At 49.7% G+C, this 24,956-nt stretch carries 18 protein-coding genes; 8 read left to right on the plus strand and 10 right to left on the minus strand.

Going from position 1 to position 24,956, the window contains the following annotated elements; translation table 11 throughout:
- Positions 1-20: 20 nt before the first annotated feature.
- The 4 genes from H5336_RS15900 to H5336_RS15915 all read right to left on the minus strand — a co-directional run bounded on the left by H5336_RS15900 (position 21) and on the right by H5336_RS15915 (position 8,587).
- On the minus strand, positions 21-536 hold the full coding sequence (locus H5336_RS15900) for an Lcl C-terminal domain-containing protein (RefSeq protein ID WP_185235791.1): 516 nt from the start codon (positions 534-536) through the stop codon (positions 21-23).
- 49 nt (positions 537-585) lie between these two features.
- Entirely contained in the window at positions 586-1,437 is an 852-nt protein-coding gene (locus tag H5336_RS15905; protein ID WP_185235230.1) for an Lcl C-terminal domain-containing protein, read from the minus strand.
- Between the two features lie 300 nt (positions 1,438-1,737).
- On the minus strand, positions 1,738-2,988 hold the full coding sequence (locus tag H5336_RS15910) for a DUF1552 domain-containing protein (RefSeq protein ID WP_185235231.1): 1,251 nt from the start codon (positions 2,986-2,988) through the stop codon (positions 1,738-1,740).
- 85 nt (positions 2,989-3,073) lie between these two features.
- The gene (locus H5336_RS15915; RefSeq protein ID WP_246439114.1) at positions 3,074-8,587 is read right to left on the minus strand and encodes a PQQ-dependent sugar dehydrogenase; all 5,514 of its coding nucleotides are present in this window, start codon (positions 8,585-8,587) and stop codon (positions 3,074-3,076) included.
- 514 nt (positions 8,588-9,101) lie between these two features.
- Between H5336_RS15915 and H5336_RS15925 the strand changes: the two genes are divergently transcribed.
- Entirely contained in the window at positions 9,102-11,468 is a 2,367-nt protein-coding gene (locus H5336_RS15925) for a cellulase family glycosylhydrolase (RefSeq protein ID WP_185235232.1), read from the plus strand.
- A gap of 122 nt (positions 11,469-11,590) precedes the next feature.
- Positions 11,591-12,427, plus strand: a complete 837-nt coding sequence (locus tag H5336_RS15930) for a DUF2059 domain-containing protein (protein ID WP_185235233.1) — start codon at positions 11,591-11,593, stop codon at positions 12,425-12,427.
- A 79-nt stretch (positions 12,428-12,506) separates the two neighbouring features.
- Here H5336_RS15930 and H5336_RS15935 read toward each other — a convergent pair whose 3' ends face one another.
- The 6 genes from H5336_RS15935 to H5336_RS15960 all read right to left on the minus strand — a co-directional run bounded on the left by H5336_RS15935 (position 12,507) and on the right by H5336_RS15960 (position 20,372).
- Positions 12,507-13,859 carry a TrpB-like pyridoxal phosphate-dependent enzyme gene (locus tag H5336_RS15935; RefSeq protein WP_185235234.1) on the minus strand — a complete coding sequence of 451 codons (1,353 nt, stop codon included), beginning with the start codon at positions 13,857-13,859 and terminating at the stop codon, positions 12,507-12,509.
- 180 nt (positions 13,860-14,039) lie between these two features.
- Positions 14,040-15,230 carry an MFS transporter gene (locus tag H5336_RS15940; protein ID WP_185235235.1) on the minus strand — a complete coding sequence of 397 codons (1,191 nt, stop codon included), beginning with the start codon at positions 15,228-15,230 and terminating at the stop codon, positions 14,040-14,042.
- Positions 15,231-15,335: 105 nt separating this feature from the next.
- Entirely contained in the window at positions 15,336-17,801 is a 2,466-nt protein-coding gene (locus tag H5336_RS15945; RefSeq protein ID WP_185235236.1) for a sensor domain-containing protein, read from the minus strand.
- 244 nt (positions 17,802-18,045) lie between these two features.
- On the minus strand, positions 18,046-19,017 hold the full coding sequence (locus H5336_RS15950) for a GGDEF domain-containing protein (protein ID WP_185235237.1): 972 nt from the start codon (positions 19,015-19,017) through the stop codon (positions 18,046-18,048).
- Between the two features lie 273 nt (positions 19,018-19,290).
- Positions 19,291-19,497 (minus strand): type II toxin-antitoxin system antitoxin, encoded by a 207-nt coding sequence (locus tag H5336_RS15955; protein WP_185235238.1) that lies wholly within the window; start codon positions 19,495-19,497, stop codon positions 19,291-19,293.
- Positions 19,498-19,508: 11 nt separating this feature from the next.
- Complete coding sequence (locus H5336_RS15960; protein ID WP_185235239.1) at positions 19,509-20,372, minus strand: SPFH domain-containing protein; 864 nt, start codon at positions 20,370-20,372, stop codon at positions 19,509-19,511.
- Positions 20,373-20,618: 246 nt separating this feature from the next.
- On the opposite strand from H5336_RS15960, the gene H5336_RS24030 reads away from it, so the two are divergent.
- The 6 genes from H5336_RS24030 (at position 20,619) to H5336_RS23445 (ending at position 24,868) form a co-directional block, all read left to right on the plus strand.
- A complete protein-coding gene (locus H5336_RS24030; protein WP_512700774.1) occupies positions 20,619-20,918 on the plus strand; it encodes a DUF8812 domain-containing protein in 300 nt (99 codons plus the stop codon).
- Positions 20,915-22,087: a hypothetical protein gene (locus tag H5336_RS15970; RefSeq protein ID WP_185235241.1), complete on the plus strand. Its 1,173-nt coding sequence runs from the start codon at positions 20,915-20,917 to the stop codon at positions 22,085-22,087. The genes H5336_RS24030 and H5336_RS15970 overlap by 4 nt, the downstream gene beginning before the upstream one ends.
- Positions 22,088-22,133: 46 nt before the next feature.
- Positions 22,134-22,943, plus strand: coding sequence for a rhamnogalacturonan acetylesterase (locus H5336_RS15975; RefSeq protein ID WP_185235242.1), 810 nt, complete (start codon positions 22,134-22,136; stop codon positions 22,941-22,943).
- A 90-nt stretch (positions 22,944-23,033) separates the two neighbouring features.
- The gene (locus H5336_RS15980; protein WP_185235243.1) at positions 23,034-23,948 is read left to right on the plus strand and encodes an alpha/beta hydrolase; all 915 of its coding nucleotides are present in this window, start codon (positions 23,034-23,036) and stop codon (positions 23,946-23,948) included.
- Positions 23,949-24,081: 133 nt separating this feature from the next.
- Complete coding sequence (locus H5336_RS23440) at positions 24,082-24,603, plus strand: substrate-binding domain-containing protein (protein ID WP_313557476.1); 522 nt, start codon at positions 24,082-24,084, stop codon at positions 24,601-24,603.
- A gap of 40 nt (positions 24,604-24,643) precedes the next feature.
- Positions 24,644-24,868, plus strand: coding sequence for a type 1 periplasmic-binding domain-containing protein (locus H5336_RS23445; protein WP_313557479.1), 225 nt, complete (start codon positions 24,644-24,646; stop codon positions 24,866-24,868).
- Positions 24,869-24,956 lie beyond the last annotated feature (88 nt).

The following is a 24,956-nucleotide window of genomic DNA, read 5'->3' on the forward strand; positions in this document are numbered from 1 at the left end:
GGGCTTGTCGGGCTTAAAGACTATTTGGCGTCCGCTTCGCGGACTAAACGCAGCATTTTAGGGTTGATTCGCTCGTCGTAGGTTGCCGCGCCATTGCCGAAATCAACATACCAGGAGTAGTGAGTATAAAAGTGGTAAGGCGAGGACGACCACACATGGCTCCCCGGAGTGCTGGGAAACACTTCGAGGTTTATGGCAGGGTAAGCGCACTGAAGCTCTGCCAAGGTGCTGAGTTCGCGAATATTGGGTAGGCGCCAGTCTTTATGGCCCCCTGGCGGCTTTTCGTTATTTACCGCTGAAACAGCGAGTAGGGCTTGCGCCCAAGTAAAACCTGTAGCTTCGCCCTGACTACAGTTGACGCCGGTGCTGCCAACAAGGCACTGGGCCCACATCAAACCGGTGGCGCTATCGGTTACCGTTTGGTTTAGATTTACCTGGAAGTGGGCGCTGGGAGTTGTCTGGGCCATATTGTCGAGTTGACACGTTTGTTCGGCGTAGCTAAGCGCGGTGGCTGCCAGACCTATTATCGTGCTCATGACGTGTAAGAGGTGTTTAGTTAGGAGTGTCTGCTTCATAGGTGACTCGTTATTGTTCTTTTTTGGTCGTGCGAACCAGCCTGATAAATCGGCTGTTGTTACGTTGCAGGGGTGCGGTAAAACCAAACTGGAAACTAACGGCCCAGGCACTGGTGCTGTGTCCGGCTACGGGCGAGCTGCTCCAGTAAAACTCGTTTTTGGTATTGGGAAAGAACTGAGTATCGATGGCGGGTTGTGATTGGCCAAAATACACTAGTGTTTCCAGCTCTGGGCGGGTAGGTATTCGCCAGTCACTGTGGCCGCACAAGCTTTCGTTGTTGACGCGGCTTATAAATTCGTCGGTATTGCAGTAGCTTGCTGGCTGATTGGCTTGATAGCCCGCACACTGATTGTAGCGTTGGTTCCAGTCGCCAATGGCACCGCCGTTAGTTTTGGTGTTGCCGCTGTACCAAGTGAAGCGGTCATCGCCGTCGTGTAGGCCTGCATTGCCCTTTATACCGTCTATTGGTTTTTTTACTTCCCACATTAAACCACTGACAGTGTCTCGCACACAGGCCCATTCCGCAGCATCATGCGGTCGGGGCTTACCCTCTGCACTTATTTTCTGGTAACTGAGGCCTCCAAGACCGTCACGATCGTCCTTTAGCAACGCATCGCGGCCATGCAAGCAGTCTTGCTGGGCTAGAATGTCTCCACTGACTGATTCTCCTTCAGGCAGTATTTCTACGTTGATAGCCGCCGTGCAGGTATCGTTGATACCTTTCGGGTAGTTGCCGCCCCAGCGAATACCGGTGTCGTTAAGCTTTACCTGGCTGGTGCTGAGCGGCGGCGTGGATTCACCACAACCGCTGACTATGGCGAGCAGGGCCGTAGCGCCCAGAACTGTTTTTAATTGTCGCATCGTTATTGTTTTTATCTGTTTTCAATTTTATTTTGTGCCGCGCGTGCGGCCTAGCGGGCTTATCATAAAGTGTTTTGTTCGAACTGCCTATACGCCTCAGCTCACCACGGATCACTGGTTTCGTGGCGCTCTTCTAGGGGACCTACAATTGTTGATATCGGCTATTTAAAGCTTTGGGATAAGGTGCTCTTTGCCAACTTGCCTAGCTCAACATCGCTATTCATGGCCTTCGCCGCTTTCTGTTCATCCTAAAAATAAAAACCCGGCCGCAGCCGGGTTTGGCTGATAAAAACCCTACAATTAGGCAATAACGCCAGGAATAACGCTTGATTCGTAGCCCTGATATCCCGCTGCTTGATCAACGCCCAATATGACTGCCGAGGTGTGGATGACATGCAGTGGCGTGTAGGAGGATCCGCCTGCGTTGGAAACGCCGCGATTAATGGCACCACCACCACCGGCCATTATTAGGGGGGTATCTGTGCTGCTGTGGGCGTCGCCATTCCCCATGTCAGACAACTCACAGACGATGGTTGTGTCCAGTACGCCTGCAGTCTTCAGCGCCTGAATGGCGTAGGCCGAGAGGCTGCTCATATGCGCACGGTATTCACTGAAGTGAGGGTAGCTGGGGTCACCATTGTTTCCGCCGTGAATTGAGCCGTGGTAGGTACCGGTGAAATTCAAATATGGGAAAGCAAATTCACCTTGGTGGTTGCCGAAGCCGATAGAGGCTGAAGCGGTGAGGTTGCAGCTCAATGCCATGGCGATAATATCTGCTTGCAGGTGGGCTTGCTGCTCGAAGGTGTCGAAGGTTAGCGCGAACGGGGTGGGTTCGCTAGCCGCATCGCAGGAGAGGGGGCTACCGCTTAAATCGTTCAAGCGAGTTTCGGTTTCTTCAATGGCGGTAAGGTGCGAATCTAGGCGGTGCTGCTCGTAGTTATCGAGCTTATTACCCAGGGCGTCTAAGGCTTCCTTGTGGGCATCGATCACGCTGCTTTTAGTATCGACAGCTTGATTGCCGCCTGATGGCAAGTTACCGAATAGGCGCTGGAAGGCATTGAAGGGGTTGTCTTCAAAGGGGACTTCGGCACCGGCATCGCGAGTCATATAGCCGTGGCCGTTACTGTGTACACCCAAGTTGAGGTAACTGAAGGGCATATTAGCACTCAGGATGCGACCCACGTTCACATCAAAGCTGTCGTTAGACCAGGTGTTGTTCATCATTGTGTTCATAACACCGTGACCGCCACGGTGGTGCCCCATATTCCGAAGGAAGTTGCAATCGCTGGCCACGCTGGCGTAAGGAGCCGACATGACAGGGAAATTACTGAGGTTCGAATTGGGGGCCCAATTTGAAGGAATGCAGCCGTCGGGGCAATAGATAATCAACGATTTGTTGGGGGCGTCTTGGGCCTCGGCTAGGCGAGACATCATCATGCCGCCTACTAGCGGGGAGGCCTTGAGAAGTCCGCGGCTGATACCAGCTGCAGATAGTATTTTGAGGAAATCGCGGCGCTGTTTATCAAATTTATTCTTGTATCGCTTTTTCATGATCTTAACCTTTAGATTTATTCACTCATATTCGGAACGTTGTTTAAGCTAGGGAGGGCCGCTGCAGGGCAGCGGCCACTAGGCCTTACTCGCTTCTAGACCAAGCCTTGCGGTAGCGCACAGCATCGATCGTACTTAAGCGCTCCAACATTACTCTTGGGCTTTGTTCCATCATGGTGTTTGTCAGGTCTCGAACTGCACAGGCATAGCCATTTTTCTCTTCAGCTGCCAGTGTCGGACCTTCAAGGTCATCAACATTAATACCTTCAATACCCACACCTGTCATAAAGCGGAATAGGTTCTGGGGCACACACTGTTGGGCGTTAGGCAAGGTGGTAATCACCTGTCCCAAGTTTTTGGTGCCCTGGAAGGCAATTGAAATACCTTTGTCGTTCAGATTTTCAGGAGCGTATACCGCACCGGTGGCATCAATACTATTGCCTTTCAAATCTGTATTGCGTGGTCTGCCCACAGGGCTGAAGTCCTCCATTCCAAAGCCCAGTGGGTTGATCCACTCGGCGTGACATACCTGACAAGCGGCGTCACCGGTAATGGCTTCGTACTTCATGCGGTTGGTTGTAGATGATGCAGCGAGGAAATCGGCTAATTCTTCGATCTTCTCTGCGCGATCCGCAAACACGCCGGCTGGTGGCTCTGGCTGGTCCTGACACAACATTCTGCGGCGTACTCTTACGGAGCGACGAATCGGAGAGGTTTCAACTTCTTCTGCCCAGCGAGCCATGAAAGCACCGTTGGCGAGAATACCGCCTCGGTCAGTAGTATTTACCATTTGGAAACCATTGCCGCTAACACCGTTAATACCGTAGTACTGAGCCAGTGGGCCATTGACGAAGGTGTAGTTGGCGCTATAAAGGGAGTCGAACTGCTCACTCTCTTCCAGCATTACATAGGCAAATACTTCACGGATTTCTTGTTTCATGTGTGGAATCACGGCGTTGAAGCCTGGCCAGGTCGCGTCATCTTTCGGAGCTGCTTCCAAGTGCTCGGTATCCAACCAGTGAGCGACAAAGTTACCCAGCTGTTCCTTAGCCTCATTGCTGCCCAGTAAGCGTTGGGCTTCGGTTAGGATTGCAGGTTCAGAGCGCAACTGGTTGTTCTGAGCCTTCTGCCAAGTGGTGTTATCTGGTGATGAACCCGTAAAGGTGTAGCTCAACCAGGAGGCCATTTCGTAGGAGGTCAGTTCGTATACATCACTGTCGATACCGGTATTGGATGGGTTCAGCTCACCAACTTCATGGCGGTAGATGAACTGTGGTGAGGACAGTGCCGCTTCTAGTGCCATCTGGATACCCGTCTTCACATCACCGTTGGTGGCGCTGCCGTTGGCCATGGTTGAGTACGTACTACTCTCGTTGCCTTCTAGGGGTCTGCGGAAAATGCGTGGCAACAGGGTATTCACGAACTCATTGGCACAGGATTGGTTAAAGTTACCGTTACAACTGAGGGCGCCGGTAAAATTGCTGTCAGCGACCAGTTGGGCAACGTTTTCAGCCACAGTGAGGTAGCTGTCGTAACTACCGTTAACAACTGACGAGTGAGTGTTGTTTACGAAGTAACCAATGATGGTATCGGCTACCAGCCCCTCGGAAACATCGACATTGATGCCCAGCAGGTCTTCAACTGTGCTCTGGTATTCCGGTCGGGTGAGCAGTTTCAACTGGCGAGCGCCGTAGCTCGTTTGGTTATTACACACCAGTGTGTTGTCGTTACCCCAGAAGGTGGTTTCGAGGTAGTCGACAACCTTTTCTGCACAGGTCTGTCCACAGGAACCCGGGTTGTTCTGCGGCATTTGTGTTGCGATATAGGCCGCCATATCAGCCTTGTCTTGGGTGGTGTTCAATGCGATTCCCACTGAACCACCCGCCGCATCAGCACCGTGACAGCTGGAGCACTGTGTAGCAAACTCCTGCTCGCCGGTCATCTCGCTGCTAGAGGAGCTGCTGGAAGAGCTGCTGGAAGAGCTGGACGGTCCGCCGGGGCCGGTACAGGACGGGGCGCTGAAGTTGCTGTTGCTATCTTTATTACCCTGCACACCGAAGCTGGCAGAACCGCCATTTGCACTAAGGTTGCCATTAAAGCCAACGTTAGTGGCCGTAATAGTGGTGGCATTTTCAACCAGGTTCACATTCCACGAGCCGGTGACTTGTGGATCAGCGTTGAACCCAAGGGTGATCTCCCAACCACTTACGGCCGAGCTGCCGTTGTTGGTGACAGTGATATCCAATTGATAGCCAGAGCCCCAGTCGTTGCCAACTTCGGCTACACAAGTAACTCCACTACCGGGAGATGAGCTGGAACTGCTGCTGGACGATGAACTGGAACTGCTGCTGGACGATGAACTGGAACTGCTGGACGACGAGCTGCTGCTAGTTGAACTGCTGCTGGAGGAGCCGCCTACAGGTACCAACTTATAGAGATCGCCACCATAGTTAACAAAGTACAGCTCACCATTATTGGCTTCGCCAAAAGAGGCAATGTTGTGGTTGGTGTTGGCGATTTCTTCACGCGAGTAGTTACCGTTGCCATTATTAGACACGGCCCAAATGCGACCGGTTTCGTAGTCACCTACAAAGTACTGACCGTTGCGCCCGGCAATGCGATTGCCTCGGTACACATAGCCGCCGGTTATGGAAGCGCTTATACCATGGTCGAGTTCCATAATGGGGTCGATGTAAGGACCGCTGGTGTTACAGCTGTTTGACGTTTGGTGAGCACCTTCCCGGCAGCGCCAACCGTAGTTACCACCGGCCTGAATTATGTCGATTTCTTCCCAGGCGGCCTGGCCAACGTCTGCCAGCCACAATTGACCGGTTTGTCGATCGAAGCTCCAACGCCACGGGTTGCGCAAGCCATAGGCAAAGACTTCATCTTGTGCATTGCCGTCGCCAACGAAGGGGTTGTCGCTTGGAATGCTGTAGGGCGAACCGTTATCCACATCGATACGAATCATAGTACCGAAGTAGTTACTCGGGTCCTGAGCATCATTCTGTGGGTCGTTGGCAGAGCCACCGTCGCCGAAGGCTGCGTAGAGATAGCCATCGGGACCAAAGTGGAGGTCACCACCGTTATGGTTGGAGTAGGTCTGATTGAAATCGAAAACATCTTGTCGCGAACCAGAATTCAGGCTGTTACCGTTACTGCTCTCGGTGTAGCGGGCAATTACTGAACGCATCGGGTTTGCGTCTGGCGTGGTCATGGAAATATACACGCTGGTGTTCGCAGGGTAATCCGGGTGGAACGCCATACCTAGTACACCACCTTCGTTTTCGGTATCTACTACGCTACGTAAATCGATATACACGTTCTTAGTAGAAGTGCTCTCGTTGTTGGCGTCAACCCAATAAATAGTGCCGCCTTTTTCAAGGATGTACCAGCGTGAATTGTCGCCCGGTGCCTGCAGCATTCCTAGCGGGGAGTTAAAGAACAGGTTGGGAAATGCACGCTCAATAGCTACTTCTTGTGGTGGAACCGAGCTGCTGGAAGACGAGCTGGAACTGCTACTCGAAGAGCTGGAGCTACTGGAAGAAGAACTACTGCTACTGGAAGAGCTGGAGCTACTGCTAGAAGAACTACTGCTACTGGAAGAGCTGGAGCTACTGCTAGAAGAGCTGGAGTTGCTATCTCCGGAAGAGATAATAGTGCCGGCAGAAGGCGTTAAGGTAACGTTGTCAAGCTGTGCCCCATCTTCACGGCGCAGGATATGCAAAGTGTGAGGGCCTGCAGAAACATTGGAAAATGTTGCGGGGGTTATGGTTTCCCAGCCAGAGGTCGAGGTATTGTTCTGGGTATTCCATGAGCCCGAATCTAACTTGTAGTAGAAGGAGTCGTCGCTGCCGTTAGCAAAATCAACCCTGATTTGAAATTCAACATTGGCGTTTTGCGATAGGCTGAAGTTGATCTGCATTTGTCCGGTTGCACCGTTAGCGGCCGAGTTCAATATCTGGCTACCGTTGATTGGCCAAACGACATACTGCCCACTAGAAGCACTATTATCCGTTTTCACTTCAAATGGTGAGAAGTTGCCTTGGTTCGACAGGCTTTCCAGCTCCACGGTTACGTCTGTGCCGCCAATGGATGATGATGAGCTGTTGGAACTGCTGCTGGATGAGCTGGAGCTGCCGGTACCGTGGCCGTCAATCACGTCAAGATCAATGCTCCATACACGCTGGGCGCCAGTGATATACAACCTGGTGCCGTCGTTGCCACCAAATGCTACATTGGTCACATTGGCGTCAGCGGCAATGGAGGCCAACTGGTTACCTGAAGCGTCATACACCAAAACGCGCTGTCCGTTGTGTTCGGCAACGTAGAGGTTGCCGTGGCAATCCACCGCCATACCGTCTGGAACGTTTAGGCCAGTTATCAGGTCGTTACCCGATTGAACTTGCCCGTTTACAATAGCGTATGTGCGCACACGGCTTGAGTCACCACCGACATAGAGCACATCTTGGTTTGGTGAGAGCGCAATGCCATTGGGGTTGCTAAGAGTACCGTCAATAAGTGTAACGCTGCCGTTTGTGGCAACTTGGTAAACACCGGTGAGCGGCTGGCCTGCGGAAGTACCTTGCTGATAGTCGGGGTCGGTAAAGTAAATGGTACCGTCGGTTGCTATCACCAAGTCGTTCGGCGAGTTGAACACATTGCCGCTGTAGGAGCTGGCAACCGCTGTTCGATTACCGCTCAGGTCATAGCGCGATAAGCCGCTGTACTTGTGGGTAGCCGCAACAATATCGCCCTGGGCATCAACGGCGAGACCGTTACTACCACTATCATTTATTTGGGTTGTCATCACGCCAGCTGTAGTCAGCTTTTGAATACGAGACGGGAAGTCGGTCTGGAAGGTGAAGTCAGAGAAATAAAGCGCACCATCGAGCCAGATCGGACCTTCGTAGAGGCCACTAGTACCTCGTGTAGAGTCCGCGCCAGAAATACGCGTAGCCGTTAAGCTGCCGGAAGGCGCAACACCGCAGTGACCAGGGCCGACCGAGCTTGAACTAGACGAAGAGCTTGAGCTAGACGAAGAGCTTGAGCTAGACGAAGAGCTTGAACTAGACGAAGAGCTTGAGCTAGACGAAGAGCTTGAGCTAGACGAAGAGCTTGAGCTAGACGAAGAGCTTGAGCTAGACGAAGAGCTTGAGCTAGACGAAGAGCTGGATGATGAACTGCTACTGCTCGAAGACGAGCTTGCGGTGCCACATAACGCTCCGGTTAGTGTGGGTGTGGCAGTGCCGCCGCTGCCATTACGGTTTACCTGAATACCCACTTCCACCGAGCCATTTGGTTGGATAGTGCCATTCCATGCTTCATTGGATGCGGTATAGGGGTTGTCACCGTTTACTTGTCCTCCCCAATAATTAGTGACCGCTGAGTTGTCAGCATAATTCCAGCTGACTGACCAACTATTGACGGCAGATGAGCCATCGTTGGTGATGCGTACATAGCCTGTGTAGCCAGAACCCCAGTCGTTGGAGAATCCGTACTCACATGCTGCATGTACCTGCCCTATGGCAAGTAGCGGGATAATACCCAGCGGCGCCAAAAAACGCCTGATACATCGTTTGAGAGGGATATTATTCATTATTAGCCTCTGTATGTTAGATTTGTGGAAGAAGTCCCCAGTCACTAACGAGCGCTAGAACTTCTCGAGTGTACGGTCTTCAGTTTGGGGGAAATATCGCGTTGGAAGGATAAAGACCTACCTCCGGCAAGTCTATCAAAGGAAAAGCGTGTTGATTTTAATCAAATATATTGTTGGGAGCCCATTCATAGAAATTGTGGTAAAAAGAGGAGAATATAAGTCTAAATTATGAGGGTTACCCGCTTATCTATTTTGATTTTGAATAGTTACGTTAGGAATAAATTTCAAAAAAATATAAGCGGAATTAAATATGCAGGCTGCGACAAAGCGTTTTGCTTTTGTATTCGGCAATTTGATTGAAAAACAACCTTATATTAAGAATCGCTGTAAAGCACAAGCAAATGTATTTAAAAACCTTATATCGCTAAGGGGTTTACCACACTTTAGACCGATAGATTTCTGATTCAGCTTCTATAACGTTCGCGCCTTGATTTAATAATAACGAGGCTAGAGTATGCGACCTTATTTCCGTGTGGGAGCCCTGCTTCTGGGTGTCCTGCTATCAAAAAATGTTTTGGCTGTTGATTGCGATGTTACCTATGTGAATACATGGGGTAGCGGCTATCAGCTAAGTGTTGATGTTACAAATAACGATACAATTTCGGCGAATGGTTGGGAGGTGGTTCTCACTTTTAATGGTGCCCCTCAGGTAACGAACTCTTGGAATGTAGGACTGAGCGAAAACGGTAATTCGGTCACCGCGAGTAATATAAGTTGGAATGGCAACCTTGCTGCTGGCGCTTCAGCCAGCTTTGGTTTTCAGGGCAATCACAATGGTAGTTTCGTAACGCCAGAGTGCGAAGCTGCAAATCATGTAGACCTGCCAACGATTGAGCCAACAATTGAGCCAACGATTGAGCCAACGATTGAGCCAACAATTGAGCCAACGATTGAGCCAACGGTTGAGCCAACGATTGAGCCAACGATTGAGCCAACGATTGAGCCAACAATTGAGCCAACGATTGAGCCAACGATTGAGCCAACGGTTGAGCCAACGATTGAGCCAACGATTGAGCCAACGATTGAGCCAACGATTGAGCCAACGGTTGAGCCAACGATTGAGCCAACAATTGAGCCAACGATTGAGCCAACGATTGAGCCAACGATTGAGCCAACGATTGAGCCAACGATTGAGCCTTCTAGCGATGTCATTTGTGAAATAACAAATGCGAATGTTTGGAACAGCGGTTTTCAGCTGGATGTCAGCTTGACCAACAATGGCACCAGGACAGTCAATGACTGGACAGTAAAGCTTATCTGGGAAGGTATAAGCGTTTCGTTTAGTAATGGCTGGAATGGAGATTATTCGGGCGATAACCCGCTGACTATTAGCAACACTGCAAACAGCGGCGCTCTGGCAGCGGCCGAATCGGCCTCCTTTGGTTTCCAGGGTACCTATAGCGGCACCTACGCAGAACCCCGCTGTGTGGTTGGTGCCGCTGGCGGAGATACAGGCGATACCGGCGAAACAGGGCCTGATTACAACCGCTGGGCCTGCGGCATAGACCCTACCAGCATTGCCAGTGACGACGATTGGTTGACCACAAGTGGTAACAAAATTGTCGACAGCGACGGTACTAAAGTGCGGCTTACTGGTGCTAACTGGTTTGGCTTTAACGCCTCCGAGCGTGTTTTTCACGGTCTTTGGACTGCGAATATGAACCAGTTACTACGCTCGATGGCCGAACGCGGTATTAACACCATTCGCGTGCCTATCTCTACCGAATTACTGAAAGAGTGGATGAATGGCCAAGCTGAAGTTGTTAGTGTGAATGGCTTTACTAACCCCGACCTAGATGGTGCAACCAGCCTAGAAGTGTTCGATGAATTCCTGCTGCAAACCAAATCCTGTGGAATGAAAGTGTTGGTTGATCAGCACAGTGCTGAAGCGGATAACGCTGGTCATACTGCGGAGCTCTGGTACAAAGGTGATATCACCACGGCTGATTTTTACGACACCTGGGAATGGTTCGCTGATCGTTATAAAAGCAATGACACCATCATTGCTTACGACTTGGAAAACGAGCCACACGGTTCGCCCGATGGCGGTGCCGGTGCAAACCTTGTTCGCGGTGAGAATGAAAGCTGGGAAGATTACTGCCAGCGTAAGCCGTTATCTGCTGAAACCGATTTTGCCAAGTGGGATGATTCGCAAGACGAGCACAACTGGCGCCACGCTGCCACTGTTGCAGCTGAACGTATTTTGGCGCTTAACCCCAATGTGCTGATTCTGGTTGAGGGCATTGAAACTACGCCCAAGTACGGCAAGTGGGTCGACAATAAGAGCGGTGCCGGTGAGTATAGCGACAAATGTTACGACAACAACTGGTGGGGCGGCAACCTGCGTCTGGCGAAGGAACTGCCCGTAGAAGTACCGGGTCATAACGACCAGATTATGTATTCGCCACATGATTACGGCCCGCTGGTTTATATGCAGCCCTGGTTTAAGGATGGCAGCTTCACCCGCGAATCATTGGAGGCTGATGTTTGGGGGCCTAACTGGTTATACCTGCACGACGAAAATATTTCACCGCTGCTAATCGGAGAGTGGGGTGGGTTTATGGATGGCGCCGACAATCAGAAGTGGATGGAAGCTATTCGTGATGAAATTGTCCTCAAGGGGCTGCATCACACTTTTTGGTGTATTAACCCCAATTCCGGTGATACTGGTGGTTTGGTTGCGGACGACTGGCTGAATTGGGATGAAGAAAAATACAACCTACTTAAGCCTGCATTGTGGCAGAGCGGTGGATCCTTTATTGGTCTAGACAGTGAAGTTCCGCTGGGTGGTGCCGCCGGAACGGGAACTACTCGCCCGTAATTTTAACGAATATTGATAAACACACAGGGTCGCCACAAGGCGGCCCTTTTTTATTTGTGCCAATAGGTTAAACTCGGGAACCTAGCACTCCAACAACACTTGATAATAAATGGAGATTTCCTATGAAAAGCCTTCTTACCTGTTGTTTCTCGTTAGTGCTTGCGCTGACATTGGTCGGCTGCAGTAAAAATGAAGCCACGCCATTGCCCGTATTGGATGGGCGCGTAATTAAAAGTGATGATGCGCCCATTGATGAACTGATGGAGCGCTCTGGGTTAAACGCACAAATAGTCGACTTACCTGCAAACGTATTAACGTCTGCCGAAGATCAGCTGCGTCGGGGGGCAACCGACGTCGATGACATTCGTGCGATTCTTCGCCGGGAATTCAACCCCGATGCACTGCGCACACAGGTGCGCGTCAGTTTGAGCGAAAATTTAAACAAAGCCGATATCGAGCATACTCTGGCATGGTTGAGTTCAGATCTTGGAACAAAAATTACAGCGCTTGAAATAGCCGGTGCTGCCGATGGTAGCCATGCCGACATTATGGGGCAGTATAATCGTTTAAAAGAAAACAACTCGCGGCTTGCAAAAACACAGCAATTACAGTCTGCAACAAACGCAACACAGTATTCTGTGGATTTGGTTATTGAGGTGCAGCGGGTTTTGATCGATACGCTCTCATCTAATATGCCCGAAAGCGCACAAATAAGTGCAGAAGACTTTGCGGAAAAAGAAGCGCAGGCACGTCCCCGATTACAGCAGCGCTTGGGGGCTATGGTAGAAGCCAGTTACCTTTATAATTATCAATCTTTAACGGATGAAGAATTACAGCGTTATATCGATTTTGCCAGTAGCGATTTGGGGCAACGCTATCACCGTGCACTTGCACAAAGCTTGCAAGCCAGCGTGATAGGTGCGAGCGAGAAATCTAAAGAGGCAATTGTACAGCTCTAAGTTTGCTTTAAGGTCTTCGCACACAATAAAAAACCCCGGCATGTTAGCCGGGGTTTTTGTTTGCTGGTGTTAGTGGTGGCTAGTCCAACTTCGGTAAATCCTTTAACGACTCGGCAATCGCACCGGCTGGGTACTCAAAGTCTTCTAGTCCTCCCGAAAAATATTTATCGTAAGATGCCATATCAAAATGGCCATGGCCGGATAAGTTGAAGAAAATAGTTTTGGCCTCGCCGGTTTTTGTGCACAGTTCCGCTTCTTTTATGGCTGCACAAATGGCATGGGAGGATTCCGGTGCGGGAATGATGCCTTCCGCACGGGCGAATTTAACACCGGCTTCAAAGGTTTCCAGTTGGTGAACGGCAACCGCTTCTAAATAACCTTCGTTGTATAGCTGTGAAACCTGAGTGGAATCGCCGTGGTAACGCAGGCCTCCGGCGTGAATACCCGGAGGCATAAAATTGTGACCCAGTGTGTACTGTTTCATGATCGGGGTAAGCCCTGCGACATCGCCGTAGTCGTAGGTGTAGCTGCCCTTGGTCAACGTGGGACACGAGTGAGGTTCTACGGCGACGAGGCGAATGTTTTTACCTGCTGCTTTATCGGCAAAAAACGGAAAGGCGACGCCGCCAAAATTAGAACCGCCACCGCAGGGTGCGAAGATTACATCCGGGTAATCACCCACTTTTTCAAATTGTTTTTTCGCTTCTAAACCAATGACGGATTGATGCAGTAATACGTGGTTTAGTACGGAGCCTAAAGCGTAGTTGGTATCGGCGCGCGTGGCCGCTTCCTCCACCGCTTCTGATATAGCCAGCCCAAGCGAACCGGGGTTGTCTGGGTTTCCTTCTAACGCGGCCCGCCCTGCTTGGGTTTGGGTGGAGGGCGAAGCAACGACTTCAGCGCCCCAGGTTTCCATCATGGAGCGGCGGAAAGGTTTCTGTCCGTAAGACACTTTCACCATAAAGACTTTTACATCGATACCGAACATTTGCCCCGCCAGCGCCATGGAGGAACCCCATTGGCCTGCGCCGGTTTCGGTGCTTATGCGCTTAACACCTTCGCGCTTGTTGTAATAGGCCTGTGCAATGGCGGTGTTGGGCTTATGTGAACCCGCTGGGCTTACACCTTCATTTTTATAATAAATTTTGGCCGGTGTACCGAGCGCTTCTTCGAGGCGGCGGGCGCGGAATAGAGGAGAGGGTCGCCACTGGCGGTAAATATCGCGAACGGGGCCAGGAATTTCGATCCAACGTTCCTGGGAAACTTCCTGCTCAATGATAGACATAGGGAATATAGCGGCCAATTGGTCGGGGGTGACCGGGTTACCGTCGGGTCCCAGTGGTGGTGACGGTGGGTTTGGCATGTCGGCAGCAATGTTATACCAGTGTGTTGGCATTTCATCTTCGCTGAGCAGAATTTTAACTTGCGACATCGGGTATTCCTCTCTTGGCTTTATTGTGTTCGCAATGGCGAGGTTTTAACCATAACGAATTTGGGTGCCTCATCAAGGTGGAATTGCCTGTTACCGGGGTTAGCTCAAATGTGGGCTAATTTTTCTCAAGCTTGGCTTTACTGTTCGACATAAATACTTTTGCGTGCGTTTAAAACGCCGTTAGCCCCGTGACCTCATGGTATAAATGGTGGACGTTATGAGGCAAAGGATGACCACCGGCAGGCAGGCTAATACCTGTACTGTCCAGCCGTAGTTAAACAGTATTAGTCCGGCTGTTAGAGAGCCCACGGCCTGTGTGGTAAAAATGGTAAAGTCATTGAATGCCTGTACTTTAAAACGCTCATTATCGCGATAGGCGCTAGGCAGAAGCGTGGTGCCGCTTAAAAAGAGAAAATTCCAGCCAATACCCAGTAGCACCAGCGCCCACCAATAATGTACTACCTGTTGCCCCGATGTGGCCACAACAATAACGACTAGGTAGGCTATGCAGCCGGCAATCATCATGGTACTGGCCCCCAGTCGTTTGATTAAAAACCCAGAAAACAGTGAAGGTAAAAACATGGCGACTATATGGCTTTGAATAACCCATTTAGACTCTGCCAGGCTGTGGCCGTGCATGGTATGCATACTGATGGGGGTGGAGGTCATGAGGAAGGCCATAACGGCATAGCCAACCACCGATGCGCAAACGGATGTAAGAAATAGTGGTGATTTGACTATTTCCAGTAGCGGTCGTGGTTCCCCTTCTGTTTGTGTTTCACCTTGTGGTGGGTTTTGGAAAACGCTAAAAACCAGCATGCCGCCGATAATCAATAAAGCCATCAAACCAAACGCCGGTGCGAATTCGGGCAGCCCACCGCCGATGGCTTGGCCAATGCTGACCAATTCTGGCCCAACAACGCCTGCCACTATTCCAGACATCATCAAAATAGAGAGGGCGGGCCCGGTGTTGGATTTATCGGTAAGGCTTTCGATCGCCGCAAATCGTAGCTGCTGGTAAAAGGCCGTACTACAACCAATACAAAGTGTACCCGCGAGCAGTAGATAAAAGTGAGAGTACCAAGTTGATACCAAGCAGATAACCGTACCCATAAGGGCGCATAGCATACCCAGTAACGAAGCCTGTTTCCGTCCCAGCTTTTTCGCGACTACCGCGGCGGGAATTGTCGCCATGGCTAGGCCCACTACAGCAATGGCCATAGGCAGTGTTGCCAGGTCGGCCCGTGGTGCCAGTTTTGCGCCTAAAAGGCCACTGATTAAAACCAGCAGTGGCATAGAGCCTTGCAGCAGGCACAGGGCCAGCGCAATAATCCAAATATTGCGGGGCATGGATTTTATTGTTTGCAGCATGACTGGCTATCCGTTGCGAATTCGAGAGTTGCGCAAGGTATCACAGCATGGGGTTAGGTTGCCAAGAGTGGCGGCTTTGTGACTGAGTAGTCACAATTCGATGCATTAAACGGATGTTTCTAACGAAAATCTGGAAGCCATTGGCATGGTCTGCTGCCACTCCATACACCAGCTTTCAAAGTCGGTTGCCGAAAGCGGCCTGGCTATGGCGAACCCTTGCGCAACGTGACAGCCAAGTTGAAGAAGCTCCCGGCAATGCTTTTCTGTTTCTACACCTTCGGCAACAACGCGCTTGCTAAAGGCGCTGGCCATACCGAGAATACTTTGAATAATGGCCATGTCATCGGTGTCTTTCAGCATGTCGCTAACGAAAGAGCGGTCGATTTTTAATTCGCTGGCCGGGAGGTGTTTTAGAAAACTAAGGGTGGAAAATCCAGTACCGAAATCGTCCAGGGAGAAATCGATACCCAGGGTGCTGCACTCGTTGATTATTTGTGACACCTTGCCTATATCGGCAATGGCGCTGGATTCGAGTATTTCCAGGGTGACACGATTTTGAACGTTAGCGCCAGACTGCTCGATTAACTGCTTAAAAATACGGATGAAATCGGGGTGCTCCAGGGTTTGTATACTGACATTAATGCTGATGGCAAAATGCAATTTTTTTACCTGCCAGTTTTGTAGTTGACGCAGTGCGTTGCGCAATACCCAGTGGTCTAGTCGAATGGCGATGGGGTCTTCTACCGTTGCACCGAGAAAGGCCTCCGGTTCGAGTAAACCTTTACGGCGGTGGTTCCAGCGAACCAGCGCTTCTGCACCCAGTATTTCCCCTGTTTTCATGTTTACCTTGGGTTGGTAGTACAGACGAAGCTCTTCGTTGTCTATTCCGTGGCGAAGCTCCGTTAATATTTTTCCGTAGCCGCGCTGATGTTTATCCTCAATAGGGTCAAATTCAGCGATCTGATTTTTTCCGTGAATTTTTGCCTGGTACATGGCGATGTCGGCTTGGCGTATTAGGTGGTCGGGGTCTACGGAATCCTCCTGTGGAAAATAGGTAATACCCAAGCTCGCGGATAGTTCAAATATGCCTACATCGCTGTGTATAGGTAGGGAAATAGCTTTGAGAATTTGGCGGTAATAATTGTCTATATTTTTATGTGTAACAATGTGTGGAATAACAATTAAAAATTCGTCGCCGCCGATACGCGCGAGCATATTATGTACATCCAGCGTGCCAAGCAGGCGTTGGCTTACTTTGATTAGAAGTTGGTCGCCAATACTGTGACCGTGATGGTCATTCACCGATTTAAAACCATCCAGGTCAAGGTAGACAACGGCGAGCCGTTCACCGGTAAGCGTTGCATTGGCTATTTCATCCTTTAGCCGGTTACTCAATAGGTATCGATTGGGTAGCCCCGTGAGCGCGTCGTAGTGGGCAATATGTTCCAGCTGTAATTGATGTTGTTTTTGACGGGTGATGTCTGAAAGTAAAATGACGTAGCTTTGGACATCACTATCATCATTTCGGATGGTGCTAATGGCAGCTGATACCACCAGCTCTCCGGGTCTTTTGCCGATGATATTCAGTTCGCCTTGCCAAGCACCGGTTTGGGATATGGTGCTGGCCACCTCATTGAGCAACTGGGTGGGGTTATCGGAAGACAGGTAAGAGCGAATATGTTGCCCTGTGCAGCTGGCTGGGGTGTGGCCGGTAATATCGGTAAAAGCTTGGTTTGCTAGGCTAATTTTCCCTTTTGCGTCTGCGATCAGAATAGCTTCTTTTGCAAATGTAAAAACGGCGGCAGCTTGGCGAAGTTTCTGCTCGCTGTATATGCGCTGGGTGATATCGGTGGCGGTTAAATGTAGTTTTGCTTCAAGTGGTGCTTCTGAGAGGCGTACACATATAACTTCAAAATAATGCAGGTTGCCGCTCGGTGGGGTGAAGGTTGTTTGGTAAGTGGTGATTTCACCGGTGGTGAGCGTGCGTAACAGACAGCGCCGTGCTTGCTCGCGGTTGGCAGATTCAAATTTTAAATAGTTCGCGCCAAGAAAGTCATCGTTACTCATGCCCTCTACGGTTTTGTTAATGTATACAATCCGCAGTAGTTCGTTAAGTAGGATAACGTGGTTGGGCGATTGCTCCGAAATTGTTTTTAGAAGAAGTTCGTTTTTAGCCTGCTCCTGCTCGGCGATAAAGCGCTCGCTAATATCCCAAAATACGCCCTGCACACCAATCACATCGCCGTTTTCGTCGAAAAGAGGGGTTTTGTGTACCTCTACATGTTTAGCACCGCCCACCGCGCGAATATTGTGCTCAAGGATATGTAGCGGTTTACCCGTGGTCATGACTTTTATATCGTCATTGCGGTAGCGTGTTGCAACTGCGGGGGGGTACAAATCGTATGCGGTTTTACCCAGTATTTGATCGGCATCCGTACCCAACAAGTTTTGTAGGGCTTTATTAACGTAGATAAGGGAGCCGTCCACCGCTATTCGATACACGCAAAGTGGTAGCGAATCTAAAACTGACTCGAGGAAAAAAGACGTGTCTGATGGTTTTAGGTCGTACATGTGGACCTTCGGCTTCTGCTGAAGTCTTATTGTTATTATTGAGTGCCCGAGAATAGCAGTGATTGACGGGAAATTGGTTGAATTTGGCGACGAGTTTTTTCTATTTAACCCGTAATAGCTAAGTTTATTGCCAAGGGATTATAGTTGTGCGTGACTGTACGGGCTAATTAGGTGCACGATACGGAAGTGAAAAACGGTTGTTTAATGTCGGGCTTTTACAGGTGAAAGCCAAAAAGGTTGAGTGTTAGGCCGAGCATGTGGAGTTATGCCCTTGACGTTTTGCCTCATACATTGCCGTATCGGCCCGGCCGAACCAATCACTTGTGGTTTCGGCGTCTTTGTATTCGGCAATACCAACAGACATGGATAAACCGTAAAGTCGCAGGGTAGCGCTAGTAGCAATTGCCAGGTGTAATTGGTCAATAAATTCAAGTGCTGCGTTTTTATTACAGGTTTCCGCAACAATTAAAAACTCTTCACCGCCAATGCGATAGAGGCTGTCGGTTGCTCGGATTTGTTTGTTAAGGGTTTGAACAAATTCGACGAGCACCAAATCGCCAATGGAGTGGCCAAATTTATCGTTGAGTTTTTTGAAATCATCAAGATCCATAAGAATGACTGACGCCGGAACGTCGGCTTTTCTTTGCTTGTGAGAATAGATTTCGCGAAGTTTTTCTTCCATTGCGCGTCGGTTGCCAGTGCCGGTGAGAGGATCTTTACTAACCAACTCGAGTAACTGACTTTTTTGCTGCAACATTTTTTCCGCAAAGGCATAACTGAATAAGAGCGTCGAAAATGTTGATATGTAAAATTTCAGCTTTTCTAATAAGCTGATTTCGGTCCAAATAAGGCCGCCCATAATAAGCAGGCAAATCGACGACAGTGCGAGCGCAAATCGAGGGGGGATAAGAAAAAATACCGCCGTTAAAGCGGGGTAGGCCCATAGAAGCTGGCTTGCCCCCCCAAGTTTTATCGTTGTTAATAAAACCAAGTAGCAAATGGTAGCCAGCATTTTACCGGCGAGTTCAGTTTTACCGGTTTTGTAGACATGTAGGAAAATACCACCTACCAGAACCACCGCGGTGGTATCCAGCACGGCTATTTCCCATTCGGCTTGAATGAAACGGATGACGCTCAACGGTATAAGTGAGAGCACTGTAAGCCCGCTTAGAGCCAAAACAATTATTTCTTCGGTGCTTCGTATGTTTCTACTCATGGGGCTATCCGTATCACTCGGCGTATAAAAGCAGCGCTTTCGAATGCCGAGCGGCAGGGTGGTTGAAGGTGACAGTGTAGATGAATGGTGACAGAAAGTTGAGGTTCTATTCCTCACTCCTTCGGTTTACAAGGCTTTTGGTTAGCTATGCACGCAAACCGTGAGTCAGTATGAATGCTGTCGAGAGAGACTGATGAGCAGGATGAGCAGGATGAGCCTCGTGTAGCCGCCCCTAAGCTGATTAGGGGCGGCTACACGCGTGAATAACCGGCGCTATGGTGGGCTATTTTTCTTTTTTGGTTCTTCGATGTGAGTGACAACCGTTTGGGTAAGTTTCACTCGCCCCGATTTCACTAGGGCATCGCGTAGAACATATTCGATTTGTGCATTCACGCTGCGCAGCTCGTCGTCTGCCCAGCGTTGCATAGCCGCAAGTACTTCTGGATTTATCCGTAACGGATACGATTTTTTAGCAGCCACGAAAAAACACCCTAGTTATATAAAGTGCCGGTGTTAACAACCGGTTGTGCGGCTTTATCTCCGCAAAGTACAACCAGTAAATTACTGACCATAACGGCTTTGCGCTCCTCATCAAGTTCAACAATCGATTTCTCAGATAGTTTTTCCAGTGCGGACTCCACCATGCCTACGGCGCCTTCTACAATTTTTTGCCGAGCGGCAACTATAGCGGAAGCTTGTTGCCGTTGTAGCATAGCGCTGGCAATTTCAGGCGCGTAGGCAAGATGGCTGATGCGAGCTTCAATAACCTCTACACCGGCTTTACCGAGACGCCCCTGTACTTCGTCTTTAAGGATAGCGGCTATTTCATTGCCATTGCCGCGCAAAGCAATCTGGTCTTCCTCGTGAATGTCGTAAGGGTGGCTGGTGGCCATGTCACGGATGGCGGCTTCAGTTTGAATGGCTACAAATTGTTCGTAGTCATCGACTTCGAATATGGCTTCTGCCGTGTCGATGACCCGCCATACGACAACGGCGGCAATTTCGATGGGGTTACCAGAAAGATCGTTTACCTTCAGTTGGTTGCTTTCAAAGTTACGTACCCTTTGCGACACTTTCCTTTTCATGTACAAAGGGTTAGCCCAGCGCAGCCCGGTCAGCTTTTCGGTACCCACATAACGACCAAATAACTGCATTACGCGGGCTTCGTTAGGCGCCACCATAAAAAAGCCAAACATACAGGCAAACACGAGCATTACTACTAATACTTCCATCACCTTGAGAATAATGGGCCCATGAACTAGCGCCACACTGGCGATACTGGTCAGTTGTACCAGGGACAGCAGGGCCAGGAAGGTATACCCGGAGAAGGTTTGTGCGGGAGTTTCGGTCATCATAAGGTTTGCTCCGTTGATAGTGATATCAATTTGATATCACTATAGGCTCAGGGCTCATGTTATGCAAGGGTATATTGATTAACCCGCTTCGCTGGCATAAATACAATATTGGCAAGCTAATTTAGAAGGCAGGCATGTTCAGCAACGCACTAAAGAAGCTTGTTGCCTTACGCCTGAATACAAACAATGCGTATCTCGTGGGCTAAGGTTTCAATAACAACTTAGGGGCACCTCTATTAATGACTTTTGGCCTCTGGTGAAGGTCATGTCATTCGAATTTGCACAAAAGAAGTTGTTCAGGATAAATATGGCCTAACAACGTGGTCGTCGCTACCCGTGCTAATCTGCGATACAGTTGCCGACCTGCGTTATCGAGGAGGTTATACGCCCGTGACTAGAGAGCGCCTGCAACCACTGCTGGTAAGCCGCGATTTTGCTGGGTTGAAAAGCCTGATGAGCGACCTGAATTACTGGGTTGGGCGCTGGGGTGTACCCTTGGATCGCTTTAATAGGCAAAAAAAATACCTAATGAGGGATGCGGAATGAACTTACTAAATGCATTGCTCGCCTTTTGCGTGACGATGCTGATTTTCTCGACGATGACCTTGGTTGTTGTAGAGGTTTTTCATCGTTTTAATCATACACGCGAAAAATATTTTGAATTGATGGTGAGTAAGTTTTTTGATGAATTAATTTGGCCAAAAATACGCGGCTTGATAGAGGTTGAAGGCAAACCTTCCGCGCAGTATAAAGCTGAATTTTTACAGGCTATGTTGTCGGTGAGTGGCTTACCTAGTCTAGACATTGAACAAAGATCAAAAGACGATAAGTTAACCTACCATAAGTCTAAAAGTGCAGATAAAACAACCGAGAGGCTGGACGCCGTTGAGTTTTGTCAGCGCTTGGCTCGTACACAGGCTGGCGTTACTCTGCTAGATTACAGTGAAGACAAAGCGCGGGTGATGATTCTTGACCTTGCCCGAAACCTGGAGTCTATATCGACCGGCGCCACCTCTAATTTCAGGGTAAAGTCCCGTTTTCTCTCTTTAATAGCGGCAATTCCTCTGGTTGTGTTTTTTAATATTGATGCGATTCATATATTCCGTACTTATGCCGCTAACCCGGCCATAGCCGAGGCGGTTGCCGACATTGGTCACCAGGCAGAAGAGCGTTATATAGAAACGGCTCAAGCGCTGGAGACCGTAAAAACGGAGCTAGCCAACACCAATAATTCGGAGGGTAAAGTTGAGTTGGAGGCTTTGCTGAGTACAACACAATCGGGTGTAAAAAATATTAAAACATCTTTGGCTGGGTTGAAGGAAGAAGGGGTGCCTATGGGGTGGCAGCATTTTCCGGGCTGCTTTTCTAATGCGAACAATGCGATAAAAGATATTCGCTGCACTCAAGGCGCTAAAGAAGCTGGGCCGCTTAAACTAGTGGCACAATGGGTAGGCTGGTTAATGGGCTTGGCGAGCGCTATATTTCTCATTGGCCAGGGAGCCCCCTTCTGGTTCGAGATGTTTCAAAAAATAACCTGGTTAATGCAGGTGGCCAAAGGCTTGGGGTTGGGGCGTAAATTGGGTAAAGAGGTAGACCGAGCTGAAGCTGAAGTACACAAAGAGCAGGCAATGAATGGTAGTAAAGCCATAGACCCAGTTGATGCGTTTATGGTGGCGGCCACAGCAAAAAAACTTGAACTGGCTGGGGAATCTTGAGAGAGTCCCTGCTTTGATTTTTTCACCTTTTAAGTGGTTAAATAACATGAAGAAACTTGTTGTGTCCTTGATGGCGGGCCTTGCGTTTACCGGTTGCGTCAATGTAAATGTTGCTAACGAAGAGCCCAAAACGGTAAGCGAGCCTTCCATGGCTCCAGTAACCACCGTATTCATGGCGGGTGATTCCACCATGTCCATTAAGCATCCTAAAGATTTTCCTGAAACCGGTTGGGGCGTGCCCTTTGCCACCTTTTTTGATGACACTGTTCGCATAGAGAATCGCGCAAAAAATGGCCGCAGCACCAAAACGTTTATAACGGAAGGGCGCTGGGGGAAAATTATGGATGAAGTAAAGCCCGGCGATTACGTATTTATTCAGTTCGGTCACAATGATGAGTCAATTAAAAAACAGGAACGCTACACAACACCGGAAGAATTTAAAATTAATCTCACACAGTTTATTCGTGAAACACGAGAAAAAAAGGCCAGCCCTATTTTATTGAGCCCCATTACGCGGCGTTATTTTGACGGCGACAGCATTAAGTTGACCCACAGTCACAGCCCAGTGGTGGTCGAAGTTGCCGAAGAGCAGGGCGTTGCTTTTATCGATATGGACCCATTAACCCGTGCCTATTTTGAAGAGATGGGTGATGAGGCCTCTACTTTACGTTTTATGCACATAAAACCCAATTTGCACCCCAATTATCCCAATGGTGTTCGCGATAATACCCACACTAACCGTTTGGGCGCCCGTGAGATTGCACAATTGGTATTGGTGGAGTTGAAAAAAATGGACCACCCTCTGGTTGAGCGCTTGCGTACACCAGACCCTAAGCATCTAAAATTGACATATTAATTAATTGAGGCGTACTTAACATTGTCGGGGCTTGTTAAAAACATGAAGTTGCATAACTTTATCGTTTTATTTTTCTGCGCAGTCGTTTCTATGGCTGCTCGCGCGGAAACTGCGTGTCATACGCAGGCGAGCCCAGCGAACGGCTACACCATCGAAGCTACATTCAATAAGCTCCAAAAAAAACACCCCGGTATTCAATTGCCGCAGGCGCCTACCGCCAAGTTAAATCGCTGGTGCAACCAGACGTATAAACAGGTGGAGGGCAGGTTGTTGGCCATGGATATATTTGCCCGAGCAGATCAAGCTGGCGTTGCGCCAGCATTGCTGTTGGTTCACGGCGGTGGTTGGCGCGCAGGAAGCCGCGATTTGTACCACACGCTTGCGGCTCGATTAGCCGAAAAAGGTTATGTGGTGGCAACGGCGAGCTATCGCCTCGCAGGTGAAGCGAAATACCCCGCAGCGGTTTATGATATTCGTGACGCTGTGCGTTGGTTACGATTGAATGCTGAAAAATATGGCCTAGACCCTAAGCGCCTAGCGCTTGGGGGCGGGTCCGCTGGCGGGCAGATAGCCAGTTTGGTGGGGCTTACTAGCGGGCATTCAGAATTGGACCAATATAGCGCGCATAACCCCGAGCTGGGTCAGGTGTCTGCTATCGTTAATATCGACGGTTTGTCGAGTTTTACCGTACCGCTGGCACTCAAGCACGAAAACGACCCACGTAAAAAACCTTCATCGGCCGAAGCCTGGTTTGGCGGGCGTTACGAGGAACTTCCTGCAATATGGGTACAGGCATCTCCTTTGTCGTATGCCTCAGAGCAGTCCCCTCCTATGCTGTTTATAAACAGTAGCCGCCCACGCTTTTCGGCGGGTCAGAGCGAAGTAATTCAACGGCTGAAGCATAGCCAGGTTCAGGCCCTGCAAGGGGCGCCGCATTCCTTCTGGCTGTTCGAGCCATGGCTTACGCCAACCGTCGACTTTATCGACCGGTTCTTACGCAAGTAGGCTGTTACTTAAAAAAGCCCCGAAATTGGCCTAGGCTGAGGAATAAGCCCTTATCGAGTTGATGTATAAGTGCCGAGATTCCCCCTCCCATTGCCGTTATGCCTGCTGTTTTTAGTGTTGTCTTGCCCCTGTTGTGCACGCCAATAGTTGTATTGGTGTTGTAACCGCAGGCTCCAGTTTGAGTTTCTGGCGAGCGGTGCAGAAGGGCGCACTGGAAGCGGGGGCTGAATATGGCTACACCATACTTGTTCGCGGCCCTATGGAAGAGACTAATCAGGGCGCACAGATAGATATCGTAAAAAGTATGTTGGCTCGTGGTTGTGTTGGAATTGTTATTGCCCCAGCGTCGGTTGCGGTTGCCAATTACTTGAATCACTCGGACATGCCGGTTCTGGTGGTCTACATCGATCGCGATTATGGTGGTAAGCGTATGAGCGTGGTTAAAACTGAAAACTTCTGCGCGGGTGCTTTAGCCGGAGAAGGCATGGTAGCGCTATTACGCGGAAAAGGCCGTGTGGCACTATTGCGTAATGATGCCGAAGTGATAACCACCAACGCTCGCGAAGAAGGCTTCCGTAAGGGGGCGACCGAGGGAGGGGCTGGATGTTTTACTGGAGGCTTACATTGGTGTCACGGTTGGTGGTGCGCGCAGTAAGGCCTTCAAAGTAATTAATGGTGTGGAGGGGTTGGATGGTGTGTTTACCTCAAACGAACCCACTACTATTGGAGCTCTCATCGCCCTCGAAAAGGTTAAGCGCTCCGATATTATTCATGTCGGTTTCTACGTAAGCAAGCAAATATTGGCGGGTGTTGAGTCGGGTAAAATCCATGCTGTAATCTCTCAGCGGCCCGGAGAAATGGGTTATCTTGGGGTTGTGGGGTTGTGGGGTTGTGGGGTTGGCGGCCATGTTGAGCCATAGCGCCTACCTAGAGTTTGTCGATACCGGCGTTTTTTTGTCACTAAACAAAACCTTGATGATCCAGACCTTCAGGCAGGGCTGGCTCCTT

It is taken from the genome of Teredinibacter franksiae, from assembly GCF_014218805.1.
Taxonomy (GTDB): domain Bacteria; phylum Pseudomonadota; class Gammaproteobacteria; order Pseudomonadales; family Cellvibrionaceae; genus Teredinibacter; species Teredinibacter franksiae.